The organism is Ketogulonicigenium vulgare WSH-001 (genome assembly GCF_000223375.1).
Taxonomy (GTDB): domain Bacteria; phylum Pseudomonadota; class Alphaproteobacteria; order Rhodobacterales; family Rhodobacteraceae; genus Ketogulonicigenium; species Ketogulonicigenium vulgare.
In genome coordinates this window covers 474,399-493,971 of record NC_017384.1, presented here as the reverse complement: position 1 = coordinate 493,971, position 19,573 = coordinate 474,399, and the positions used below count along the sequence as shown (strand labels likewise).

Sequence of the window (19,573 nt, the reverse complement as noted above, 5' to 3'; positions counted from 1 at the left end):
GGCCTTTTCCATTTCGGGAGGCAAACATGCCCGCAGACAGCCATTACGATAAGGTCGACAAGCAATTCGGCCCCCGCGCGCAGGCCTATATCGACAGCCCGACCCATGCGGCGGGCGAGGATATCGAGGCTTTGGCCGAGATTATGGCCGGTAAACGCCCGCATCTGGCGATTGATCTGGGCGCAGGCGGCGGCCATGTGGCTTACCGGATGGCGGGCCTTGCTGATCATGTGCTGGCCGTTGATCTGTCGCAGGACATGCTGCTGGCCGTCGGCGCCACCGCGCGGGCGCGCGGCATCACGAACCTGACGACCCTCTGTGCGCCTGCCGAGATGATGTCCCTGCCCGATGAACATGCCGATTTTCTGGCCAGCCGCTATTCGGCGCATCACTGGCACGATCTGGCCGCCGGTCTGCGCGAGGCGCACCGCGTGCTGAAACCCGGCGCGACGGCTGTCTTTATGGATACGGCAGCGCCGCGTTCCGCCGTGGTCGACACCCATCTGCAGGCGATTGAACTGCTCCGCGACCGCTCGCATGTGCGCAATTATACCGCCGCCGAATGGGTCAGCGCACTTGCCGTTGCGGGTTTTCAGGTCCAGACCCTCAGCCATCACCCGCTCAGGCTGGAATTCCAGCCTTGGGTGAAACGCTCGGGCACGCCCATCCCGATGGTCGCGGCGCTGCTGGAATTGCAATCGGGCGCAAGCCAGCCGGTGCGCGATGCCCTGCGGATCGAGGATGACGGCACGTTCACCGTGGACAAGGTCTTCATCACCGCCACGCGGACTTGACTTCCCGCCCTGCCCCTCATAAAGCCGCCTCTGTTGGTGTTGGTGGCCCCCGCAAGGGGCAGCCTGTCGGGATATCATTCCAAAGGACAACGCCCTTCACGCCCCATCCGGGGCACCCACTTTGAAGGAGATCAGAGGTGACTAAACGTACTTCTGCCAAGCACAAAATTGACCGCCGTATGGGCGAAAACATCTGGGGCCGTCCCAAATCGCCGCTGAACCGCCGCGAATACGGTCCCGGTCAGCACGGTCAGCGCCGCAAGGGCAAACTGTCCGACTTTGGTACCCAGCTGCGCGCAAAGCAAAAGCTGAAGGGTTACTACGGCGACCTGACCGAAAAGCAATTCCGCCGCATCTATTCGGATGCCGAGCGTACCAAGGGCGACACCGGTGAGAACCTGGTAGGCCTGCTCGAGCGCCGCCTGGACGCCGTCGTCTACCGCGCCAAGTGGGTTGCGACCGTCTTTGCTGCACGCCAATTCGTGAACCACGGCCACGTCACCGTGAACGGCGTTTCGGTGAACATCCCCTCGTATCGCGTCAAAGAAGGCGACGTCATCGAGATCCGCGCCAAGTCCAAGCAACTGGCCGTCGTGCTGGAAGCCATCAACCTGGCCGAGCGTAACGTTCCCGACTACATCGAAGTCGACAACAGCAAGCTGACCGCGACCTATGTGCGCACGCCTTCGCTGGCTGACGTTCCCTATCCGGTGATCATGGAACCGAACCTGATCGTCGAATTCTACGCAAAGAACTAATCCCAACCGGATTTCTTCTTTTAAGCCCGCCGGTTTCGGCGGGCTTTTTCTTTGCCCGCGCTTTGCCCATGCGATTTTGTGTCACGCCCTATTGATCGCGGATCGCGTCGATTTTATCTGATCGCGAAACACCCCTCCCGGAGAAAAGAATGTCGAAAAAGAACGGTCTCGAAGTCGGCTTCGAGCGCACCTTGTTTGCGTCGCGCTGGCTGATGGCCCCTATGTATCTGGGCCTTGTGCTGGCGCTGTTGATGGTCGTTGTGATCTTTTTCCGCGAGCTCATGTATTACGTGCCGCAGATGTTCACGATGGAGATGGACAAGGGCATCCTCGCCGTCCTGTCACTGATCGACCTGACGCTGGCTGCGAACCTTTTGGGGATCGTGATCTTTTCGGGCTACGAGAATTTCGTCTCGAAACTCGATATCGACGAAAATGCCGAGCGTCCCGAATGGATGGGCACTGTGGACTTCGCGGGCCTCAAGATGAAGCTGATCGCCTCGATCGTGGCGATTTCGGCGATCCACCTGCTGAAGCGGTTCATGGAAATCGGCAAGCCGGTGGGCGAGTTGTTCGACGGCACCGAGCTGATGTGGCTGGTGATCATCCACCTGGTGTTCATCGTCTCGGGCGTGATGATGGCGCTGATGGATTACATCAACGCCAAGGTGAAAGCCGCATCCAAATACTAAAAGAAAAGGGGCCGCGCGGCCCCTTTTTTACGTCTTGTTGCGGCTGATCCAGACACCGGCAAGGATCATCAGCACCCCGCCGAGCTGCATCCAGCCATTGCCGGATGCGCCGCGCAACAGATCCAGCGCCACCGATGACAACATCTGCCCCGCGATCAGCAGCACCGATGTCAGCGCCGCGCCCAGACGCGGGATCAGCCAGCTACCCGCCGCCACAAAGACGGCGCCAAAGATGCCGCCCATCCAGGCCAGCATCGGCGCGGTGGATGCGCCCTCGGGCCACAGACCACCTGCGCCCAGCACCACCAGCGTATAGGCCAGCAGGATCACAAAGCCGACCGCGTGGTTCCACAGCGACGAGATCACCGCCGAGGTCGACAGCGCCAGCCGCCCGTTCAACTGGCGCGACAGCGTGACCAGCATTCCGCCCGCGAAAGCGATCAGAACAATCACCGCCATCAGCCCTGCCCTCCAGCCTGCGCGCGACCAAAGATGATCAACAGCGTGCCGCCGATTACCAGCGCCAACGAGATCAGATCATTGCGCGTCGGCTTGCGCCGCGCCATGCCCAAAAGGCCAAAACGGTCAAAGATCAGCGCCAGGATCACCTGCCCCGCCAGACCCAGCGCCAGCGTGCCCGTCAGCGCCAGCGAAGAATTCGCGGCATAAGAGGTCAGCACCACCGTCAGCGCACCTGATAGCCCGCCCAGATAGGCCCACAGCGGCGCGCGGCCAATCAGCGGCGGCTGTGCCTTGCCCGGCATCGCCAGCCGCAGCGCCAGCACCGCCAAAACCAGCGCCACCGCTCCCACGCCATGCGCCGTCAACGATGAAAACAGCGGCGTGGTATGTGCGGCCATCAGGCTGTTTGACAGCAGCATGATCGTCATCAGGCCGCCCGTCGCCAGCGCGATGCCGATTTCAAAGATACCGGGAGAAGACGCGGGTTTGGTCATCAGAATCCTTTCAGCGGCAATAGGCACTGCGGCGGCTGGCGGTGTCGAAATGCAGGTGGTCGCGGTGGGCGGCGTTCGCCTCGGGGCCCAGAACCGTGCCGAACATGCCGCAGGCGGCGCGATGCATCTGGCGCAGCACATTGCCCCAGGCCGCGCTGCGCCAGCCGTTCAGCACGTTGAATGTGGTGCCATCGCGCAGGCGAAAGGCGACGACATCCACCGCTTTGCCGCGTCCATGTTCAGACAGGCGATTGCTATTGGTGCCCACCACCGCGCGGCAGGAATAACCGCCCGGCGTCTGGATAAAGGCGAGGCCGCCGCCGGTATTGCCGATGCTGGGGATCGCAACCTCGCTGACCCAGCGGTTAAAGGTCACGGCGGTTTGGCAATCAATGACCAGCGGCGTCGAAAGCGCAACACCCTGCACCGATCGCACCTGCACCGCATTCGTGACGCCGCAGCCGCCGCGACCGGAAATATCCTGAATCACATCGCCTTGCAGGCCGGGGATACCGCAAAGCCCTGCGCCGGTGCTGGCGATACGGGGGGCGGCAGGTGCGGCAGGCGCGGGTGTTGCTGCAATGGCGCGCCGCCCGGCGGGGCGCTGCGGCGGGCGGGGCACCGGGGGCAGAACCGACAGGACCGTCGGGGCGACCTGCGCCGCGCGGGGTACGGCTGGCACGGATTGCGGCCTTGTGCGCGGGATCGGCACCGACAGCGAGCCATCAGGCCGAGCGGTGACAGGCGCCGATTGCGCAGGCGTGTTGGGGGCAGCGGTTTCTGGAGCAGGCGTTTGCGGAGCTGCAGCCTCGGGGCGCGCCTCGGGCAACGGAATGGTTTGCGCCGCCAGGGGCGCGCCTAGCAACGCCAGGGCAAGGCAGCCAAGGGCGATCTGGCGCCCTGCCCGCTTCAACCCTTGCTCTCCGATACATCCTCGATGCCGCGGCCAAAGTTCGGCTTGGCGGTATCCTGACCTGCCTCGATAATGCCGCGACGAATGGCACGGGTGCGGGTGAAATAGGCGTGCAGATGATCGCCATCGCCCTGCCGGATCGCGCGTTGCAGGGCGAACAGCTCTTCGGTGAAACGCCCCAGAATTTCCAGCGTCGCATCTTTGTTGTTCAGGAACACATCGCGCCACATCGTGGGGTCAGAGGCCGCGATCCGCGTAAAATCGCGAAAACCGGCGGCGGAATATTTGATGACCTCGGAATCGGTCACACGGCCCAGATCATCGGCGACGCCCACCATCGTATAGGCGATCAAGTGCGGCGTATGGCTGGTCACGGCCAGCACGCGGTCGTGGTGGTCGGCGTCCATCACCTCGGTATTCGCGCCCAAGGCCTGCCAGAAGTCTTGCAACATTTGCAGGCGATCGGCGGGGGTGTCCTCTTGTGGGACAATGATGCACCAGCGGTTATCAAACAGCGAGGCAAACCCGGCACGCGGGCCAGAATGCTCGGTCCCAGCCAAAGGGTGCGCCGGAATAAACGACACATTTCCAGGCACATAGGGCATAACCGCATCAATAACAGAACGCTTGGTCGATCCCACATCGCTGAGGATCGCACCCGGTTTCAGCGCCGCGCCAATCTGACGCGCCACCGATCCCATCGCGCCCGGCGGCACGCAAAGAATAACCAGATCGGCATCCACCACAGCCGCATCAGGCGTGTCGGTAATGCGATCGCACAGGGCAATCTCGCGCGCGGTATCGCGGACATCGCCTGAGACATCATAGCCGACAATCTCGCCCGCAACACCGGCCCGCCGTGCCGCATGGGCGATGGACGAGGCGATCAGCCCCAGCCCGATCAGCGCTACGCGCGGGAACAGCACGGACATCAGCGCAGGCCCTTGAATTGCGCGACGGCATGGACGACCTGACGGCAAGCCGCCTCGTCACCCACGGTAATGCGCAGCCCCTCGGGGAAACCATAGCCGGTCACGCGGCGCACGATGATACCGTTGTCGCGCAGATGCGCATCGCAGCCCGCCGCCTCGGCCTCGGAGGCGAAACGGGCGAGGATGAAGTTCGCAGAGCTTTCGTCCACCGCAACACCAAGCTCGGTCAGCGCATGGCTGAGCCACGCGCGCCATTTTGCGTTATCGGCGCGGCATTTCTCGACCCATGCGGTATCGCGCATCGCGGCTTCGGCGACGCTAAGCTGCACTTCCGACAGATTGAACGGCTGACGCACGCGGTTCAGCACGTCGATGATCTCGCGCGCGGCATAGCCCCAGCCGATCCGAAGGCCGCCAAGGCCGTGGATCTTGGAAAAGGTGCGCGTCATGATCATGTTCGGGCGCGTGGTCACCAGACTTGCGCCGCCGTCATAACCATCGGCAAATTCACAATAGGCGCTGTCCAGAACCAGCAGCACCTGACGCGGCAAAGCATCGGACAGGCGTGCGATTTCAGCCTCGCCGATCATGGTGCCGGTGGGGTTGCCGGGGTTGGTCAAAAAGACGATTCGCGTGCGATCCGTGCAAGCGGCCAAAATGGCATCCACATCGACGCGGCGCTGCTTTTCAGCGACTTTCACCGGCACCGCGCCAACCGCCAAAGCGAGCAGCGGATATAGCGAGAAACCGTGTTCGGTATAGATCACTTCATCGCCCACACCCGCATAGGATTGGGTGACGAATTGCAGCACTTCATCAGAGCCTACGCCGCAGATAATACGTTCAGGATCAAGGCCTTGGACTTCGCCAATGGCGCCGCGCAGGCGCGCGTGATCTGTGCCCGGATAGCGATGCAGGTCATGCGCCGCCCGCAGGAAAGCCTCTTTCGCCGCATCCGAGAATCCGGCCGGATTCTCGTTCGAGGAAAGCTTCAACACATGGCTTTTCCCGGCGATGCTGGACGCGCCACTGGTGTAAAGCGCGATATCCATAATGCCGGGTTGCGGGCGAATTGCGGTCATCTTGAACCTGCCTGACTTGACTTCCGCCCCTCTCTAGCCGCGAGGGCGCGCCAATGCCAGAGGCTAACCAAGCGTAAAGAAGCCCTCGCCTGCCAAACCACGTAGTTTTCGTGCCATTTCGGCACCGATTTGGGCAGCATCAACGGCGGCGCCGCGCATGTCATCACAAATCGCCTCGGAACCGTCGGGGCGCAGCACCTCGCCGCGCAGGCGGATCTGGTCGCCGATGATCTCGGCCAGCCCCGCGATAGGCGTGTGGCACGAGCCGTCAAGCCCCGCCAAAAACGCGCGCTCTGCGGCCAGACGCACACCCGTCGGGCCATCGTGAATAACGGCCAGCATCCCCTCGATGATACGATCATCGGCGCGCCGTTCGATCCCGATGGCGCCTTGGGCGACGGCGGGCAGCATCTGCTCGACTTCCAGCGCCTTCAGCGGCACGTCACCCCGCTGCAGGCGGTTCAGGCCGGCCATGGCAAGGAAAGTGGCATCTGCGACGCCCTCGTCCAATTTCTTCAGGCGGGTCTGCACGTTACCGCGAAACTCGACCACGGTCAGATCGGGGCGACGCGCCAGAATTTGGGCGCGGCGGCGCAGGCTAGAGGTGCCGATGACCTTGCCCGCAGGCACATCCGCCAGCGTCCAGCCATGCAGCGACACGAACGCATCACGGACATCTTCGCGCGGCAAATAGCAATCCAGCAGCAGGCCGGCGGGCTGCTCGACGGGCATGTCCTTCATCGAATGGACAGCAATGTCGATACTGCCATCCAGCAGCGCATCCTCGATCTCGCGGGTGAACAGGCCCTTGCCGCCGATCTCGCGCAGCGCTTTGTCCTGCACCATATCGCCCGTGACCTTGATCACTTCGATCTGAAAGGCCTCATGCGGCAGGGCAAAGGCCTGCGCCAAGCGGTCGCGGGTCTCATAGGCTTGCGCCAGGGCCAGCGGCGAGCCGCGTGTGCCAATGCGCAAAGGTTGGGCGGGTGTGGGAAGGGCGTTCAGCATGGCCCCTTCTATGCCGAGGCGCGGGTGCTTTCAACTGTGCAGGCTTGACTTTCACCCCCATTGCCCCGACTTGCCATCAAGACTGACAAGAGGACGATCATGACGCTGCAAAAGCCCATTCTGCGCGCCCTTGCGGGCGAAACGCTGCCGACGCCCCCCGCCTGGATGATGCGCCAAGCTGGCCGCTATCTGCCCGAATATCGCGCAACGCGCGCCGAGGCGGGTGATTTCCTGTCGCTGTGCTATACGCCCGATCTGGCGGCCGAGGTCACGTTGCAGCCCCTGCGTCGATACAGCTTTGACGCGGCGATCCTGTTTGCCGATATTCTGCTGCTGCCCCAAGCGCTTGGGGCCGAGCTGTGGTTTACGCCGGGCGAAGGCCCGCGCCTGTCGACCACGACGACCCCGGATGAGCTCTCGGCGCTGAAACCCGCAGATGCCGTCCATGACCGTCTGTCGCCAATTTATGAAACCGTCCGCATTCTGGCGCGCGAGCTACCAAAGGACGTGGCACTGATCGGCTTTGCCGGTGCGCCTTGGACGGTTGCGACCTATATGATCGCCGGTCGCGGCACGCCGGACCAAGGCCCCGCCCATGCGCTGAAGACCGAGGACCGCGCCACATTCGACGGCATCATCGACCTGCTGACCGCTGGCACGATCGAATATCTGTCGAAACAGGTCGAGGCTGGCGCCGAAGTGATCAAGCTGTTCGATAGCTGGGCCGGATCGCTGCAGGGCGAGGATTTCGCCCGCTATTCGCTGCGCCCGATGCAGGAAATTACCAGCGCGCTGAAGGCCCGTTTCCCGGGTCTTCCCGTCATCGCCTTTCCGCGCGGCGCGGGGAACCGCTATGCGGGCAGCCATGCCGCCGTTGGCGCCGATTGTATCGCGATTGATGATGGTGTGACCGCCGCATGGGCTGCCGAACATGTCCAGCCCGCAGGCTGTGTGCAGGGCAATCTGCTGAACAGCCATCTGGTCACCGGCGGCGATGCGCTGGTGACCGAGACGCAGCGCGTCGTGCGTGCGCTGCGCGGCGGGCCCCACATCTTTAACCTCGGGCACGGCATCACCCCTGATGCCGACCCCGAGAATGTGACGATCATGCTCGAGGCGATCAAAAACGCCTGATTAGGTCCATTTGGCCAAAGGCGGCAGGCTCATCAACACCGCATCGGCGTTGTGACCTGTCGCCAGACCGAATTTCGTGCCGCGATCCCAGACCAGATTATATTCGGCATATAGGCCGCGATAGATCAGCTGGGTGTCGCGGTCAGCCTCGGTCCAGGGCGTGTTGCGGCGGCGTTCGATCAGCGGCAGATAGGATGGCAGGAACGCGCGGCCAATATCGCGGGTCAGCGCGAAATCCGCAGCCCAATCGCCGGTGTTGCGATCATCCATGAACGTGCCGCCCACCCCGCGCGCGCGGCCACGGTGCGGAATAAAGAAATACTCATCGGCCCAGGCTTTCAGCTGCGGGTAAAGCCCCTCGCCATGGGGCGCGATGAAGGATTCTTGCGTCGCGTGGAAATGCGCCGTGTCCTCGGCATAGGGGATCGGCGGGTTCAGATCGGCACCGCCGCCAAACCACCACGCCGAGGGTGTCCAGAACATGCGGGTGTTCATATGCACCGCAGGCACATGCGGGTTCTGCATATGCGCCACCAGCGAGATACCAGCAGCCCAGAAACGCGGATCGGCCTCGATCCCCGGCACGCCGCGCTGCGCCATCGAGCGGATCGCGCCCTCGCCCAACGTCCCCTCGACCGCAGAAAAGTTCACGCCGACCTTTTCAAAGACGCGGCCACCGCGCATCACGCTCATGATGCCGCCGCCCAGATCCTCGCCATTTTCGCCATGGCGTGGCGTCGGGGTCACTTCGAAACGCGCAGGTGGCAGATCGGCGGTGGGGCCAGCAAGATCGCCATGCTCGGCCGCCTCGAACGCGGTGACGATCTCGTCCCGCAGGCTGCGGAACCAATCCGCCGCTGTTTTCCGCTCTTCTTCCATACCGGTGGCTTTGATATAGCCCGCCATAACGGCCCCCTTGCGCTTGCTTGCCAGTTGCGGGGGGCTTACCATTGGACAAGCGCAGGCACCAGCCGCGCGTGTTTTCGGTTACGCAAGGAGTAAGCGATGCGCAAAGCCCTCGTCATTCTACCGCTGGTCTTTCTGGCCGCGTGCCAAACCCCGCGTGAGGCCTGTATCAGCGATGCATCGGGCAATCTGCCGACCATCAACCGCTTGATCACTGAGGCCGAGGGCAACCTTGCGCGCGGCTATGCCATCGGTACCCGCGAAGAGGTCGAGATCGAGCGTGATTATTGCACCCGCACGTTGCAGGACGGCTCGACGACCGAGGTGCGCTGCGATCGCGCCCGCACGATCGAGCGCCGCGTGCCCGTCGGCATCGACCTGAATGCCGAACGCGCGAAACTCGAGTCGCTGTATCAACGGCAGGCCCAGTTGCAGCGCCAGATCGCGCCCGCCATCCAGGCCTGCGTCGCAGCCTATCCCGAATAGGCCTTAACGCCGTGCGCGCACGGGTTTGGCGGCGTAGAACAGTTTGAAGGCGCCGTCACCGCCCGGAAGTTCCGAGACTTCATGGAACTGCTCGCGCAGGATGGCCTCATAGGGCAAATGGCGGTTCGCAACCATCCACAGCTTGCCGCCGGGGTGCAAGATACGCTGCGCGGCGGTGATAAAGGCGCGGCCCAGTGCAGGCTCGCCCTTTGCGCCGATGTGGAAGGGCGGGTTCATCACCACGGCATCATAGGCCTTGTCCGCCTTGAACTGCGTCGCATCGGCCCAAGTGAATTTCGCGCGCGCATCCGTCACGTTCTGGCGGGCATTCTCGAGCGCCAGCGCCTCGGCCTCGATCAGATCGACGGTTTTCACACCCTCGCGCTGCAAGATCGCCTGCGAGAGATACCCCCAGCCTGCGCCGAGGTCCGCAATCCGCGCTGGCAGTTTTTCAGGCAAAGCGGCCGCGAGCAGCGCCGAGCCGCGATCCACTGCGCCATCCGAGAACACGCCAGCCGAAGTGACAAAGCCGTCGAATTCCGACAGCACCGGCGCCGCCCAATCCTCAAATGCGCCTGCGGGGATCTGATCGCGTGTCAGCCAGAACAGGCGACCATGCGCCTTGACCACACCCGACAGGTCGGCGGCGGGCACTTTGGCGCGCATATCGCGCCAGATGCTGTCGATACCATCTTCGCGCTGGCCATCGACCAGCACCAGTTCGGCCGTCGCAACGGCCGCCGCAATCAGCGCGCGGGCCTGCACTTTAGAACGCGGCAAGACCACCAGCGCGGTCGGCGCGGTGATCGCGCCCTCTTGCACGGCATAGCCGGCGGCGCGCCAATAATCGTAATCGGGACGGAATGTATGGCTGATGACGACCTGTTCACGCGGCAAAGCGGACAGGTCGAAACCGGCGGCGGGACGAAAGACGGCGATAGGGCCGTCAGGCAGGCTGACCGCGCCGCTGTCCAGCGCAGTCGTCAGGCGGGATTGCGCCATTGATGTTACTCTTGCTCCATCGTGCATTGCAGGGGGTGCTGGTTGCGGCGAGCGAATTCCATCACCTGCGCAACCTTGGTCTCGGCCACCTCATAGGGAAAGACGGCGACAACGGCCACACCTTTGGTATGGACGGCCAGCATAATCTCGACCGAGCGGGACTCGTCGAGGCTAAAGAAACGCTGCAGCACCAAAACGACGAATTCCATCGGCGTATAGTCGTCGTTCAGCAGCATCACCTTGTACAAGGGCGGCCGCTTGGTCTTTGGGCGCGTCTTTAGGGCAACGCCGCGTTCGTTCTCGGGCGTGTTGGTGCCGTCATTGTCGTTGGATGATGTCATCCGTGTCGTGCCACCCATGCGTCACGTTCCGTCTCTATGCGAATTGAAAGGTTGAACCTCTATATAAGCGGGCATAGGCACATGAAAAGACCTGTATAGCCCCAAGGTAAGGCAAATATGCCCCGCAACGACTGGACCATTGGCTTTGATGCCGATGACACCCTATGGGAGAATGAGACATTCTTCCGCACAACCGAAGCGCAATTCGTCGAAATGCTGGGTGATTTCGCGGATCGTGACCATTTGATGAACCATCTGATGGAGGCCGAGACCCGCAATCTGGCCTCGTACGGCTTTGGCATCAAGGGATTCGTGCTGTCAATGATCGAAAGCGCCATTCAGGTGACCGAAGGGCGCGTTGATTCGCGCACCATTGGCAAAATCGTCGATTGGGGCAAGGATATGCTGGCCCATCCCGTCGATCTGCTGCCCGGTGCGCGCGCCGCGGTCGAGGCCATGGCCGAACGCGGCGATGTCGTGCTGATCACCAAGGGCGATCTGCTGGATCAGGAACGCAAACTGGCCCTGTCCGGTCTGGGCGAGCTGTTCACATCAGTCGAGATTGTCAGCGACAAGCGCCCCGAGACCTATGCCCGCATCTTTGCCCGCCACGACAGCCACCGCGCGCTGATGGTCGGCAATTCGCTGAAATCCGATGTCATCCCCGCGATCGAGGCCGGTCATTGGGGCGTGCATATCCCGTTCGAGACCACTTGGGCCTTTGAAATGGCCGAGGCGCCGGTGGATCACCCCCGCTTTCGCGCGTTGCCGCAGATCGGTCATCTGGTGGGGCTGGTCGATTCGCTGTGATCATTAACAATTGCTGAATTGCCACAGGGGACAAAAAGTTATCCACAGGCGCAACCTAGGTCTAGGCAGAATCCTGCGCGTGACCCCCACATATGCGCGCATTACCGTAATATCACCCGCGAAACTGCTGTAATTCTATTGTTTTCTTGAAGCCCCTCACATGCTAGCCTGACCGGACGACACGCATGGAAACCGACCGCGGATCAACCGCTGGCGATACCTGAGGCGAAGGGCAGTTAATATGGCACAGCTGGCAGGCAAGGCCCGTCTGGGGCTTTTGGCGTTCATTATTCTATGTGCGGCGATGATGTCGCACGCCTTTGCTGCACCCTATGCAGCGCTGGTGATGGATGCACGAACGGGACAGGTTCTCGATTCCGAAAACGCAGATACGCGGCTGCACCCGGCCTCGCTGACCAAGATGATGACGCTGTATATCGCGTTCCAAGCGATCGAACGCGGCGAGGTTTCGCTGAATTCGCAGGTCACCGTATCCGCCAATGCTGCAGCCCAACCGCCCTCGCGCCTTGGCCTGCGCGCGGGACAACGGATCGAGCTGCAATATCTGATCCGCGCTGCCGCCATCAAATCCGCCAATGACGCAGCCACCGCCATTGGCGTTGGTATCTCGGGTTCGGAAGAGGCCTTTGCCGCCCGCATGAACGCGACCGCCCGCGCTATGGGCATGAACAACACCCATTTCATCAGCATGAACGGCCTGACAACGAACGGTCACTATTCGACAGCACGTGACATGACGATTCTGGGCCGTCACCTGATCTATGATTTCCCGCAGTATTATAACCTATTCTCGCGCCGCTCGGCGGATGCCGGGATCGCGACGGTGCGCACCACCAATTCACGCCTCCTGGACAATTATCAGGGCGCTGACGGGATCAAGACCGGCTATACGCAGGCGGCGGGTTACAACCTGACCGCATCGGCGGAACGCGGCAATGTGCGGATCATCGCAACGGTGTTTGGCGCGACATCGAACGCGGATCGTCATACGCGGATCACGCGCCTGATGGATCGTGGCTTTGCCAATGCGCCGCGCAACGCCCGTCTGCGCCCGCCCGAGGCACCGCCCGCCTTCCTGACACCGCAGCAACAGCAGCCCTCCGCCCCTGCGCGCCTGCCTGAAACACCGCCCGCGCGCCCGACGGAAGAGAACTTCGACATGAACGCGCTGATCGCGGCGGTCTCTGCCAGCGCCGCGGGCAACAGCCCTCCGCCCGCGCCGCCCAGCAGCGAGACGCTTGCCGCGCTGCGCCCCATCGCGCGCCCCAGCCTAGCGACAGCCGCTGTGGTCGCCGCCGCCGCGCCAGAGCCTGCCGCCCCGCCGCCGTTCCAGGTCATCTCGGACGAAGATCTGGGCGCGATTGCCAGCGACAGCACGACCGCCGATGCCATTGCCGAGGCTGTGGCGCTGGCCGTGGCCAGTGATCCCGCCGCGCCCGCTGTTTTGCGCCCGATGATGCGCCCCGCGACACAAGTCGCGGCGGCGACCCCGGCCCCCGCGCCCGTTACAGAGCCCGTCGCAGAGCCGGTCGCCGCGTCTGAACCCGTTCAGCTCGCTGCGGCAGAGCCCCTGCCCGCGCCCGCACCGGTCGAAGAAGCCCAGATCATCGCCAGCTTTGGCGAGACCGAGGCCCAGCCCGAAACCCTTGCGATGCTGGACACGACCGAAGCACAGGCCCGCCCGCAGACGGTCATCATGACCACGGCAGAGATCACCCCCGCCGCCACCGGCGTCGCCGAGCAGCAGGTCGTCTCGCGCATGTCCACCTCTGGCGGGCGGCTGTTTGGCGTGAATATCGGCCGCTTCAATTCGTCCTATGCGGCCGAGCGCGAGCTGATGCGCGTGGCGATGATGGAGGTCAGCATTCTGTCTGGCAGCCAGCGCACCGTTAGCCAGAACCCGCGCGGCTTTGACGCGAATTTCGTCGGCATGACCCGCGATCAGGCGGAACTGGCTTGCGGTCGCCTGCAAGCGCGGTCGATGGAATGTAATCTGCTGGATACCAACTGATAAGATCAGGCGGCCTTAGGCCCAAAAGGCCGCCTGCATCAATGTCTTGGTATAATCGCTGGTCGGGTTGTCAAAGACATCAGCCGCCAAGCCGCTTTCCACCACATCGCCGTCTTTCATCACCATAATCCGGTGCGACAGCGCGCGCACAACGCGCAGGTCGTGGCTGATAAAGACATAGGCCAGCCCGTGTTTGGCCTGCAAATCGCGCAACAGATCGACAATCTGCGCCTGCACCGTCATATCCAAGGCCGAGGTCGGCTCGTCCAGCACCACCAGATCGGGGCGCAGCACCAGCGCGCGCGCAATCGCGATGCGCTGCCGCTGACCGCCGGAAAACTCATGCGGATAACGGTTGCGCATTTCGGGGTTCAGCCCGACCTCGCGCATGATCGCGACCACCTGCTGTTCGCGCGGGGTGGCGGGGTCGACAGCATGAACGCCCAACCCCTCGGCGATGATCTGGGCGACCGTCATGCGGGGGGATAGCGCGCCATAGGGGTCCTGAAACACAATCTGCATCTGGCGACGCAGCGGGCGCATCTGGCGATGGCTAAGGGCCGAGATCTCGCGCCCCAAAAACAAGATCCGCCCCTGGGATGGCACCAGTTTCATCAGCGCCAGCGCGAGCGTCGTTTTGCCCGAGCCGCTTTCCCCCACAATCCCAATCGTCTCGCCAGCGCGGACCGCAAAATTCGCGTCGTTCACCGCCTTTACATGGCCGACCGTGCGTTTCAGCAATCCGCGCTGAATGGGAAACCAAACGCGGAGGTTCTGCACCTCGGCGATCACCGGCGCCTCATCGGGCACCGGCTGCGGCACGCCTGCCGAATGGGCGGCCAGCAACATCTGCGTATAGGGATGCTGCGGATTGGCGAAAATCTCTGCCGTCAGGCCCTGCTCGACGATCTCTCCGTCTTTCATGACGCAGACACGGTCGGCGATGCGCTGCACGATGCCAAGGTCGTGCGTGATGAACAGCATCGCCATGCCGCGTGCGCGGCGCACATCGGCCAGCAATTCCAAAATCTGCGCCTGAATGGTCACATCGAGCGCGGTCGTCGGCTCGTCCGCGATCAGCAATTTGGGATCGTTGGACAACGCCATCGCGATCATCACCCGCTGGCGCTGGCCGCCCGATAGCTGATGCGGATAGGCGCCAAGGCGGCTTTCGGGATCGCGAATACCGACCTGATGCAGCAATTCAACCACGCGCGCGCGCGCAGCCTTGTCGCGCAACCCTTGGTGCAGGGTGATCGCCTCGACCAACTGCTTTTCAATCGTATGCAGCGGGTTCAGGGATGTCATCGGCTCTTGAAAGATAAAGCTGATGTCATTGCCGCGCACGGATTGCAGGTCGCGTTCGCGCATTTGCAGCATCTCATGCGCGCCAAACAACACCTGCCCTGCTGTCACCGCATTATCCGGCAGCAGCCGCACCGTGGACATAGCCGTGATCGACTTGCCCGAGCCGCTTTCGCCCACCAGCGCCACGGTCTCGCCCGCGTTCACGGTGAAACTGACGCCGCGCACGGCATGCGTCTCGCCCGCCTCTTGCTGAAAGCGGACATGCAGGTCTTTCACCTGCAACAATGGGGCATTCATCGGAACGTCTTTCGCGGGTCAAAGGCATCGCGGACGCCCTCGAATATGAAAACCAGCAGCGTCAGCATGATGGCAAAGGTGAAAAAGGCGGTAAAGCCCAGCCATGGGGCCTGCAGATTATCCTTGGCCTGCTGCGCCAATTCGCCAAGGCTGGGGGCGGATGACGGCAGGCCAAAGCCCATAAAGTCCAGCGCCGCCAGCGCGCCGATCTGGCCGGTGACGATAAAGGGCAGCATGGTCAGCGTGGCCACCATGGCATTCGGCAGCATGTGGCGGGCCATGATGGCAATATCCGACACGCCCAGCGCCCGGGCGGCGCGGACATATTCAAAGTTGCGCGCCCGCAAGAATTCCGCCCGCACGACGCCGACCAATCCCATCCAACCAAATAGGATCGCAAGAAATATCAGCAATGATAAACTTCGCCCCAGCACCGCAAACAGGATGATGATAACATAGAGCGTGGGCGTGGCGGACCAGATCTCGATAATCCGCTGCAAGATCAGATCGACCCAACCACCGAAATAGCCCGAGGCCGCGCCCACCGCGATGCCGATCACCGATGTCGCAACCGTCACCACCAGCGCATAGATGATCGACAGCCGCACGCCGTAGATCACCCGCGCCAGCACATCGCGTTTCGTGTCATCGGTGCCCAGCCAGTTATGGCCGTTCGGAGCCGATGGCGCCGCGCCCGGAATATCGACGATGGTGGAATAATGATAGGGGATCAGCGGCCACAGCATCCAGCCTTTGACGAAACCCGGATCATCGACCGCACCGCTATCCGCCGCCGCAATCATCGCGCCGGGATCGTCAAAACAACTTTCCAGTCCGCCGGTCGCGATCAGGCATTGCAGCTCGATATCTTTATAACGCGCAGCGGTGGGCAGATCGCCGCCAAAGTCACGCTCGGCGTAAAAGCGTGTCATCGGGAAATGCAATTCGCCCCGGTAACTGACGACCAAGGGTTTGTCATTCGCGACGAATTCAGCGAACAGGCTGATGGTGAACAGCACGGCAAAGATCACCAGCGACCAAAAGGCCCGGCCATTCTTGCGAAAGTTGCGCCAGCGGCGGCGGTTCAGGGTCGAGATCGCCATTACCTGCGGCTTTCAAAATCAATACGTGGGTCGATCAGCACATAGGTCAGATCAGTGATAATGCCGACCACCAGCCCCATCAGGCCAAAGGCGAACAGCGTGCCGAACACCACGGGGTAATCGCGCTGCAGCGCAGCCTCGAAACCAAGGCGGCCAAGCCCGTCCAGCGAAAAGATCGTCTCGATAATCAGCGAGCCGCCAAAGAATACGCCGATGAACAGCGCCGGAAAGCCCGAGATCACGATCAGCATCGCATTGCGAAAGATATGACCATAAAGGACGCGGGATTCCGACAGGCCCTTGGCGCGGGCGGTCATCACATATTGCTTGCGGATCTCGTCCAGAAAGCTGTTCTTGGTCAGCAGCGTCAGCGTGGCGAAGCCCGAGATGGTCGAGGCGATGACCGGCAGCGTGATATGCCACAGGTAATCCACGATCCGCGCGCCCCAGCTCATCGCCTCCCACCCGTCGGATGTCAGGCCGCGTAGCGGAAATATCCGCCAGTACGACCCCCCCGCGAACAGCACGATCAGCAGGATGGCGAACAGGAACCCCGGGATGGCATAGCCCACGATAATCGCGCCCGAGGTCCAGGTGTCAAAACGCGATCCGTCGCGCACCGCCTTGCGGATGCCCAGCGGGATCGAGATGAAATACGCAAGCAGCGTCGACCATAGTCCCAGCGTGATCGAAACCGGCATTTTTTCCAGCACCAGATCCACGACCGAGATCGAGCGGAACCAACTGCGACCGAAATCGAACCGGATATAATCCCACATCATCATCGCAAAACGTTCCAGCGGCGGCTTGTCGAAACCGAATTCGCGCTCGAGCTGTTCGATAAAGGCGGGCGGCAAGCCGGTCGCACCGGCATAGGTCGATCCGGTGACGCCGGATGTCACCTCGGATTGAAAGGCGGCATCGCCGCCGCCGCCGGTGATGCTTTCCATCACATTGCCGCGCCCTTCCATCTGGGCGATGATCTGTTCGATCGGCCCACCGGGCACGAATTGTGTCAGCACAAAGTTGATCACCATGACCCCGAACAGGGTCGGGATCACCAGCAGCAGGCGGCGTAGGATATAGGCGCCCATATTTAACGGATGACCCCCGCCGCACGCAGCCCATCGGCTTTCTCGGCATTATACCACCAGAAATCCAACTGCCCCAGCGCATAGGGGGGCATCTCTTCGGGGTGCTCGAACATGTCGTAATAGGACACCCAGAAATTGGCATTATACCACGAGGGGATCACGAACAGCGCGCGCCGCATAATGCGGTCGATACCGCGAACGGCGGCAGACATCTCATCGTAATTCTGCGCATCGACCGCAATCTCGATCAGGCGATCAACGGCGGGCGATGAATAGCCAGCAGGGTTGAACACGTCATCCACGGCGTAAGAGCCGAACCGCTGCGCAAGGCCAAGGCCCTCTTCCAGCCCGGTGGTATAGCCATCATAGACCATATCGAAATCATTGGCGCGGGTGCGCACCGTATATTGCGAGGGGTCAATGCGGTTGTAATTCGCGGCAATGCCCAGGGTATTCAGGTTTTCGATAAAGGGCGTCACAATGCGGTCAAAGGTCGGCGAGTAGCCCAGCAGTTCCAGCGTCAGCGGCTGGCCGTCTTTCATCAAGCGGCCATCGGCGCCACTTTCCCAGCCCGCCTCGGTCAGCAGCGCCAGCGCCCGACGCAGGTTCGCGCGGTCTAGCTGGTTCGCGCCCGCCGTATGGGGCATGGTCACAGGCTCGGTCAGGATCGCGGGGTCGATCAGATCGGCGACGCTTTCCAGATATTCCAGCTCCAACCCCTCGGGGGTGCCGTGGGCCTCGAGCGGGCTGCCCTGCCAAAAGCTGTTGCGCTGCTGGAACAGGCCATATTGCAATGTGTCGTTCGTCCAAGTGAAATTATACATCAGCGCAATGGCCTGACGCACGCGAATGTCCTGAAATTCGGGACGGCGCAGGTTCAACACAAAGCCGACAGCAGGTGGCAGGTTGCCATTCCCCAACTCATCCTTGACGACATAGCCATTGTTCAGCGCCGGAAAATCATAACCCGTCGCCCAAACGATCGAGCTGTTTTCCTGCCGGAAGGTATATTCGCCGGCCTTGAACGCCTCGAACGCTACATTGGCATCGGCGAAATAGACGACGCGGATCTCGTCGAAATTGTGCCGCCCTTGGTTGATCGGCAGATCGGCGCCCCAGTAATCGGGGTTGCGGCGATAGGTGATGTAATTGTTGAAATCGAACGCCGCGCGCACATAGGGGCCGGAACCGGGCGAGGTTTCCACCTGCGTCTGATCCAGCCGCGCGCCGGTGGATTCATACCAAGCCTGCGAAAACACCGGCGAGCCGCCCGCCTGCACGATCAGCCCCTTGCGCGGCACATCGGGAGCAAAGGTAAAGCGCACGGTGTGATCGTCCAGCGCCTCGACATTCGTGATCAGCGGGGCGACAGCCTCGCGATAAGACGGCAGACCCTGCTCCATCAACAGGTTATGGCTGAACACCACATCATGCGCCGTCAGCGGCGTGCCATCGGAAAAGCGCGCCTCGGGGCGCATGTGAAAGATCACCCAATCCTGACTTTCGGGATATTCCAGCGTCTCGCACAGCAGGCAATAGGCGTCGCTGACGGTATCGGCGGTTGCCTCTAGCAGGCTTTCATAGCCGATGGTTGCCATTGCCCCCGACAGACCCTCGCGCGCATAGGGGTTGAAGCTGTCAAACGTGCCCTGCGCCCAGACCGAGATCGTGCCGCCTTTTGGTGCATCGGGGTTCACATAGTTCAGATGCTGGTAATCGGCGGGGTAGGTCAGCTCGCTCAGATCACCAAAGGTGGTAAAGCCGTGCGAGGTGATCGTTTCCTCTTGCGCGCGGGCGGCACCAGACCACAGGGCCGCCCCCAAAAAGCCGAATGCCGCCAGCACGATGACGGGTCGCCAATCCCTGCGCCCTGCGGCAATCACACGCGAACGGGAACGAGGGGCCTGGCGCATCATCATAGCTCT

At 62.2% G+C, this 19,573-nt stretch carries 20 protein-coding genes; 7 read left to right on the top strand and 13 right to left on the bottom strand.

Going from position 1 to position 19,573, the window contains the following annotated elements:
- Positions 1-26 precede the first annotated feature (26 nt).
- The 3 genes from KVU_RS02375 to KVU_RS02365 all read left to right on the top strand — a co-directional run bounded on the left by KVU_RS02375 (position 27) and on the right by KVU_RS02365 (position 2,244).
- Positions 27-794: a class I SAM-dependent methyltransferase gene (locus KVU_RS02375; RefSeq protein WP_014537542.1), complete on the top strand. Its 768-nt coding sequence runs from the start codon at positions 27-29 to the stop codon at positions 792-794.
- A gap of 137 nt (positions 795-931) precedes the next feature.
- The gene (rpsD, locus tag KVU_RS02370) at positions 932-1,552 is read left to right on the top strand and encodes a 30S ribosomal protein S4 (protein ID WP_014537541.1); all 621 of its coding nucleotides are present in this window, start codon (positions 932-934) and stop codon (positions 1,550-1,552) included.
- Positions 1,553-1,701: 149 nt separating this feature from the next.
- Positions 1,702-2,244 carry a TIGR00645 family protein gene (locus KVU_RS02365; RefSeq protein WP_013383720.1) on the top strand — a complete coding sequence of 181 codons (543 nt, stop codon included), beginning with the start codon at positions 1,702-1,704 and terminating at the stop codon, positions 2,242-2,244.
- A 27-nt stretch (positions 2,245-2,271) separates the two neighbouring features.
- Here the strand turns inward: KVU_RS02365 and KVU_RS02360 are convergent, their stop codons facing one another.
- The 6 genes from KVU_RS02360 to hemC form a co-directional block, all read right to left on the bottom strand.
- Positions 2,272-2,703: a DMT family transporter gene (locus KVU_RS02360; protein ID WP_013383719.1), complete on the bottom strand. Its 432-nt coding sequence runs from the start codon at positions 2,701-2,703 to the stop codon at positions 2,272-2,274.
- Positions 2,703-3,200 (bottom strand): DMT family transporter, encoded by a 498-nt coding sequence (locus KVU_RS02355; protein WP_014537540.1) that lies wholly within the window; start codon positions 3,198-3,200, stop codon positions 2,703-2,705. Before KVU_RS02355 ends, KVU_RS02360 begins: the two co-directional genes overlap by 1 nt.
- 10 nt (positions 3,201-3,210) lie before the next feature.
- Positions 3,211-4,113 (bottom strand): extensin-like domain-containing protein, encoded by a 903-nt coding sequence (locus KVU_RS16215; protein WP_014537539.1) that lies wholly within the window; start codon positions 4,111-4,113, stop codon positions 3,211-3,213.
- Positions 4,110-5,045: a prephenate/arogenate dehydrogenase family protein gene (locus KVU_RS02345; protein ID WP_013383714.1), complete on the bottom strand. Its 936-nt coding sequence runs from the start codon at positions 5,043-5,045 to the stop codon at positions 4,110-4,112. Before KVU_RS02345 ends, KVU_RS16215 begins: the two co-directional genes overlap by 4 nt.
- Positions 5,045-6,127 carry a histidinol-phosphate transaminase gene (gene hisC, locus KVU_RS02340; RefSeq protein ID WP_013383713.1) on the bottom strand — a complete coding sequence of 361 codons (1,083 nt, stop codon included), beginning with the start codon at positions 6,125-6,127 and terminating at the stop codon, positions 5,045-5,047. Before hisC ends, KVU_RS02345 begins: the two co-directional genes overlap by 1 nt.
- Before the next feature lie 63 nt (positions 6,128-6,190).
- Entirely contained in the window at positions 6,191-7,135 is a 945-nt protein-coding gene (hemC, locus tag KVU_RS02335) for a hydroxymethylbilane synthase (RefSeq protein WP_013383712.1), read from the bottom strand.
- Between the two features lie 99 nt (positions 7,136-7,234).
- On the opposite strand from hemC, the gene hemE reads away from it, so the two are divergent.
- Entirely contained in the window at positions 7,235-8,269 is a 1,035-nt protein-coding gene (gene hemE, locus KVU_RS02330; RefSeq protein WP_013383711.1) for a uroporphyrinogen decarboxylase, read from the top strand.
- On the opposite strand, the gene hemF is transcribed toward hemE, so the two are convergent.
- Complete coding sequence (gene hemF, locus KVU_RS02325) at positions 8,270-9,175, bottom strand: oxygen-dependent coproporphyrinogen oxidase (protein WP_013383710.1); 906 nt, start codon at positions 9,173-9,175, stop codon at positions 8,270-8,272.
- Between the two features lie 99 nt (positions 9,176-9,274).
- On the opposite strand from hemF, the gene KVU_RS02320 reads away from it, so the two are divergent.
- Positions 9,275-9,661 carry a hypothetical protein gene (locus tag KVU_RS02320; protein ID WP_013383709.1) on the top strand — a complete coding sequence of 129 codons (387 nt, stop codon included), beginning with the start codon at positions 9,275-9,277 and terminating at the stop codon, positions 9,659-9,661.
- Between the two features lie 3 nt (positions 9,662-9,664).
- Here KVU_RS02320 and KVU_RS02315 read toward each other — a convergent pair whose 3' ends face one another.
- A complete protein-coding gene (locus KVU_RS02315; RefSeq protein ID WP_013383708.1) occupies positions 9,665-10,663 on the bottom strand; it encodes a class I SAM-dependent methyltransferase in 999 nt (332 codons plus the stop codon).
- A gap of 5 nt (positions 10,664-10,668) precedes the next feature.
- A complete protein-coding gene (clpS, locus tag KVU_RS02310; protein WP_013383707.1) occupies positions 10,669-11,022 on the bottom strand; it encodes an ATP-dependent Clp protease adapter ClpS in 354 nt (117 codons plus the stop codon).
- A gap of 99 nt (positions 11,023-11,121) precedes the next feature.
- On the opposite strand from clpS, the gene KVU_RS02305 reads away from it, so the two are divergent.
- Complete coding sequence (locus KVU_RS02305; RefSeq protein WP_013383706.1) at positions 11,122-11,814, top strand: HAD family hydrolase; 693 nt, start codon at positions 11,122-11,124, stop codon at positions 11,812-11,814.
- Between the two features lie 241 nt (positions 11,815-12,055).
- Entirely contained in the window at positions 12,056-13,846 is a 1,791-nt protein-coding gene (locus KVU_RS02300) for a D-alanyl-D-alanine carboxypeptidase family protein (RefSeq protein WP_014537536.1), read from the top strand.
- A gap of 15 nt (positions 13,847-13,861) precedes the next feature.
- Here KVU_RS02300 and KVU_RS02295 read toward each other — a convergent pair whose 3' ends face one another.
- The 4 genes from KVU_RS02295 to KVU_RS02280 are packed head-to-tail and all read right to left on the bottom strand — an operon-like array spanning position 13,862 to position 19,567.
- On the bottom strand, positions 13,862-15,451 hold the full coding sequence (locus KVU_RS02295; RefSeq protein WP_014537535.1) for an ABC transporter ATP-binding protein: 1,590 nt from the start codon (positions 15,449-15,451) through the stop codon (positions 13,862-13,864).
- Positions 15,448-16,554, bottom strand: coding sequence for an ABC transporter permease (locus KVU_RS02290; protein ID WP_013383700.1), 1,107 nt, complete (start codon positions 16,552-16,554; stop codon positions 15,448-15,450). Before KVU_RS02290 ends, KVU_RS02295 begins: the two co-directional genes overlap by 4 nt.
- Positions 16,554-17,648, bottom strand: a complete 1,095-nt coding sequence (locus tag KVU_RS02285; protein ID WP_014537534.1) for a microcin C ABC transporter permease YejB — start codon at positions 17,646-17,648, stop codon at positions 16,554-16,556. Before KVU_RS02285 ends, KVU_RS02290 begins: the two co-directional genes overlap by 1 nt.
- 2 nt (positions 17,649-17,650) lie before the next feature.
- Positions 17,651-19,567: an extracellular solute-binding protein gene (locus tag KVU_RS02280; protein ID WP_013383698.1), complete on the bottom strand. Its 1,917-nt coding sequence runs from the start codon at positions 19,565-19,567 to the stop codon at positions 17,651-17,653.
- Positions 19,568-19,573: the final 6 nt, after the last annotated feature.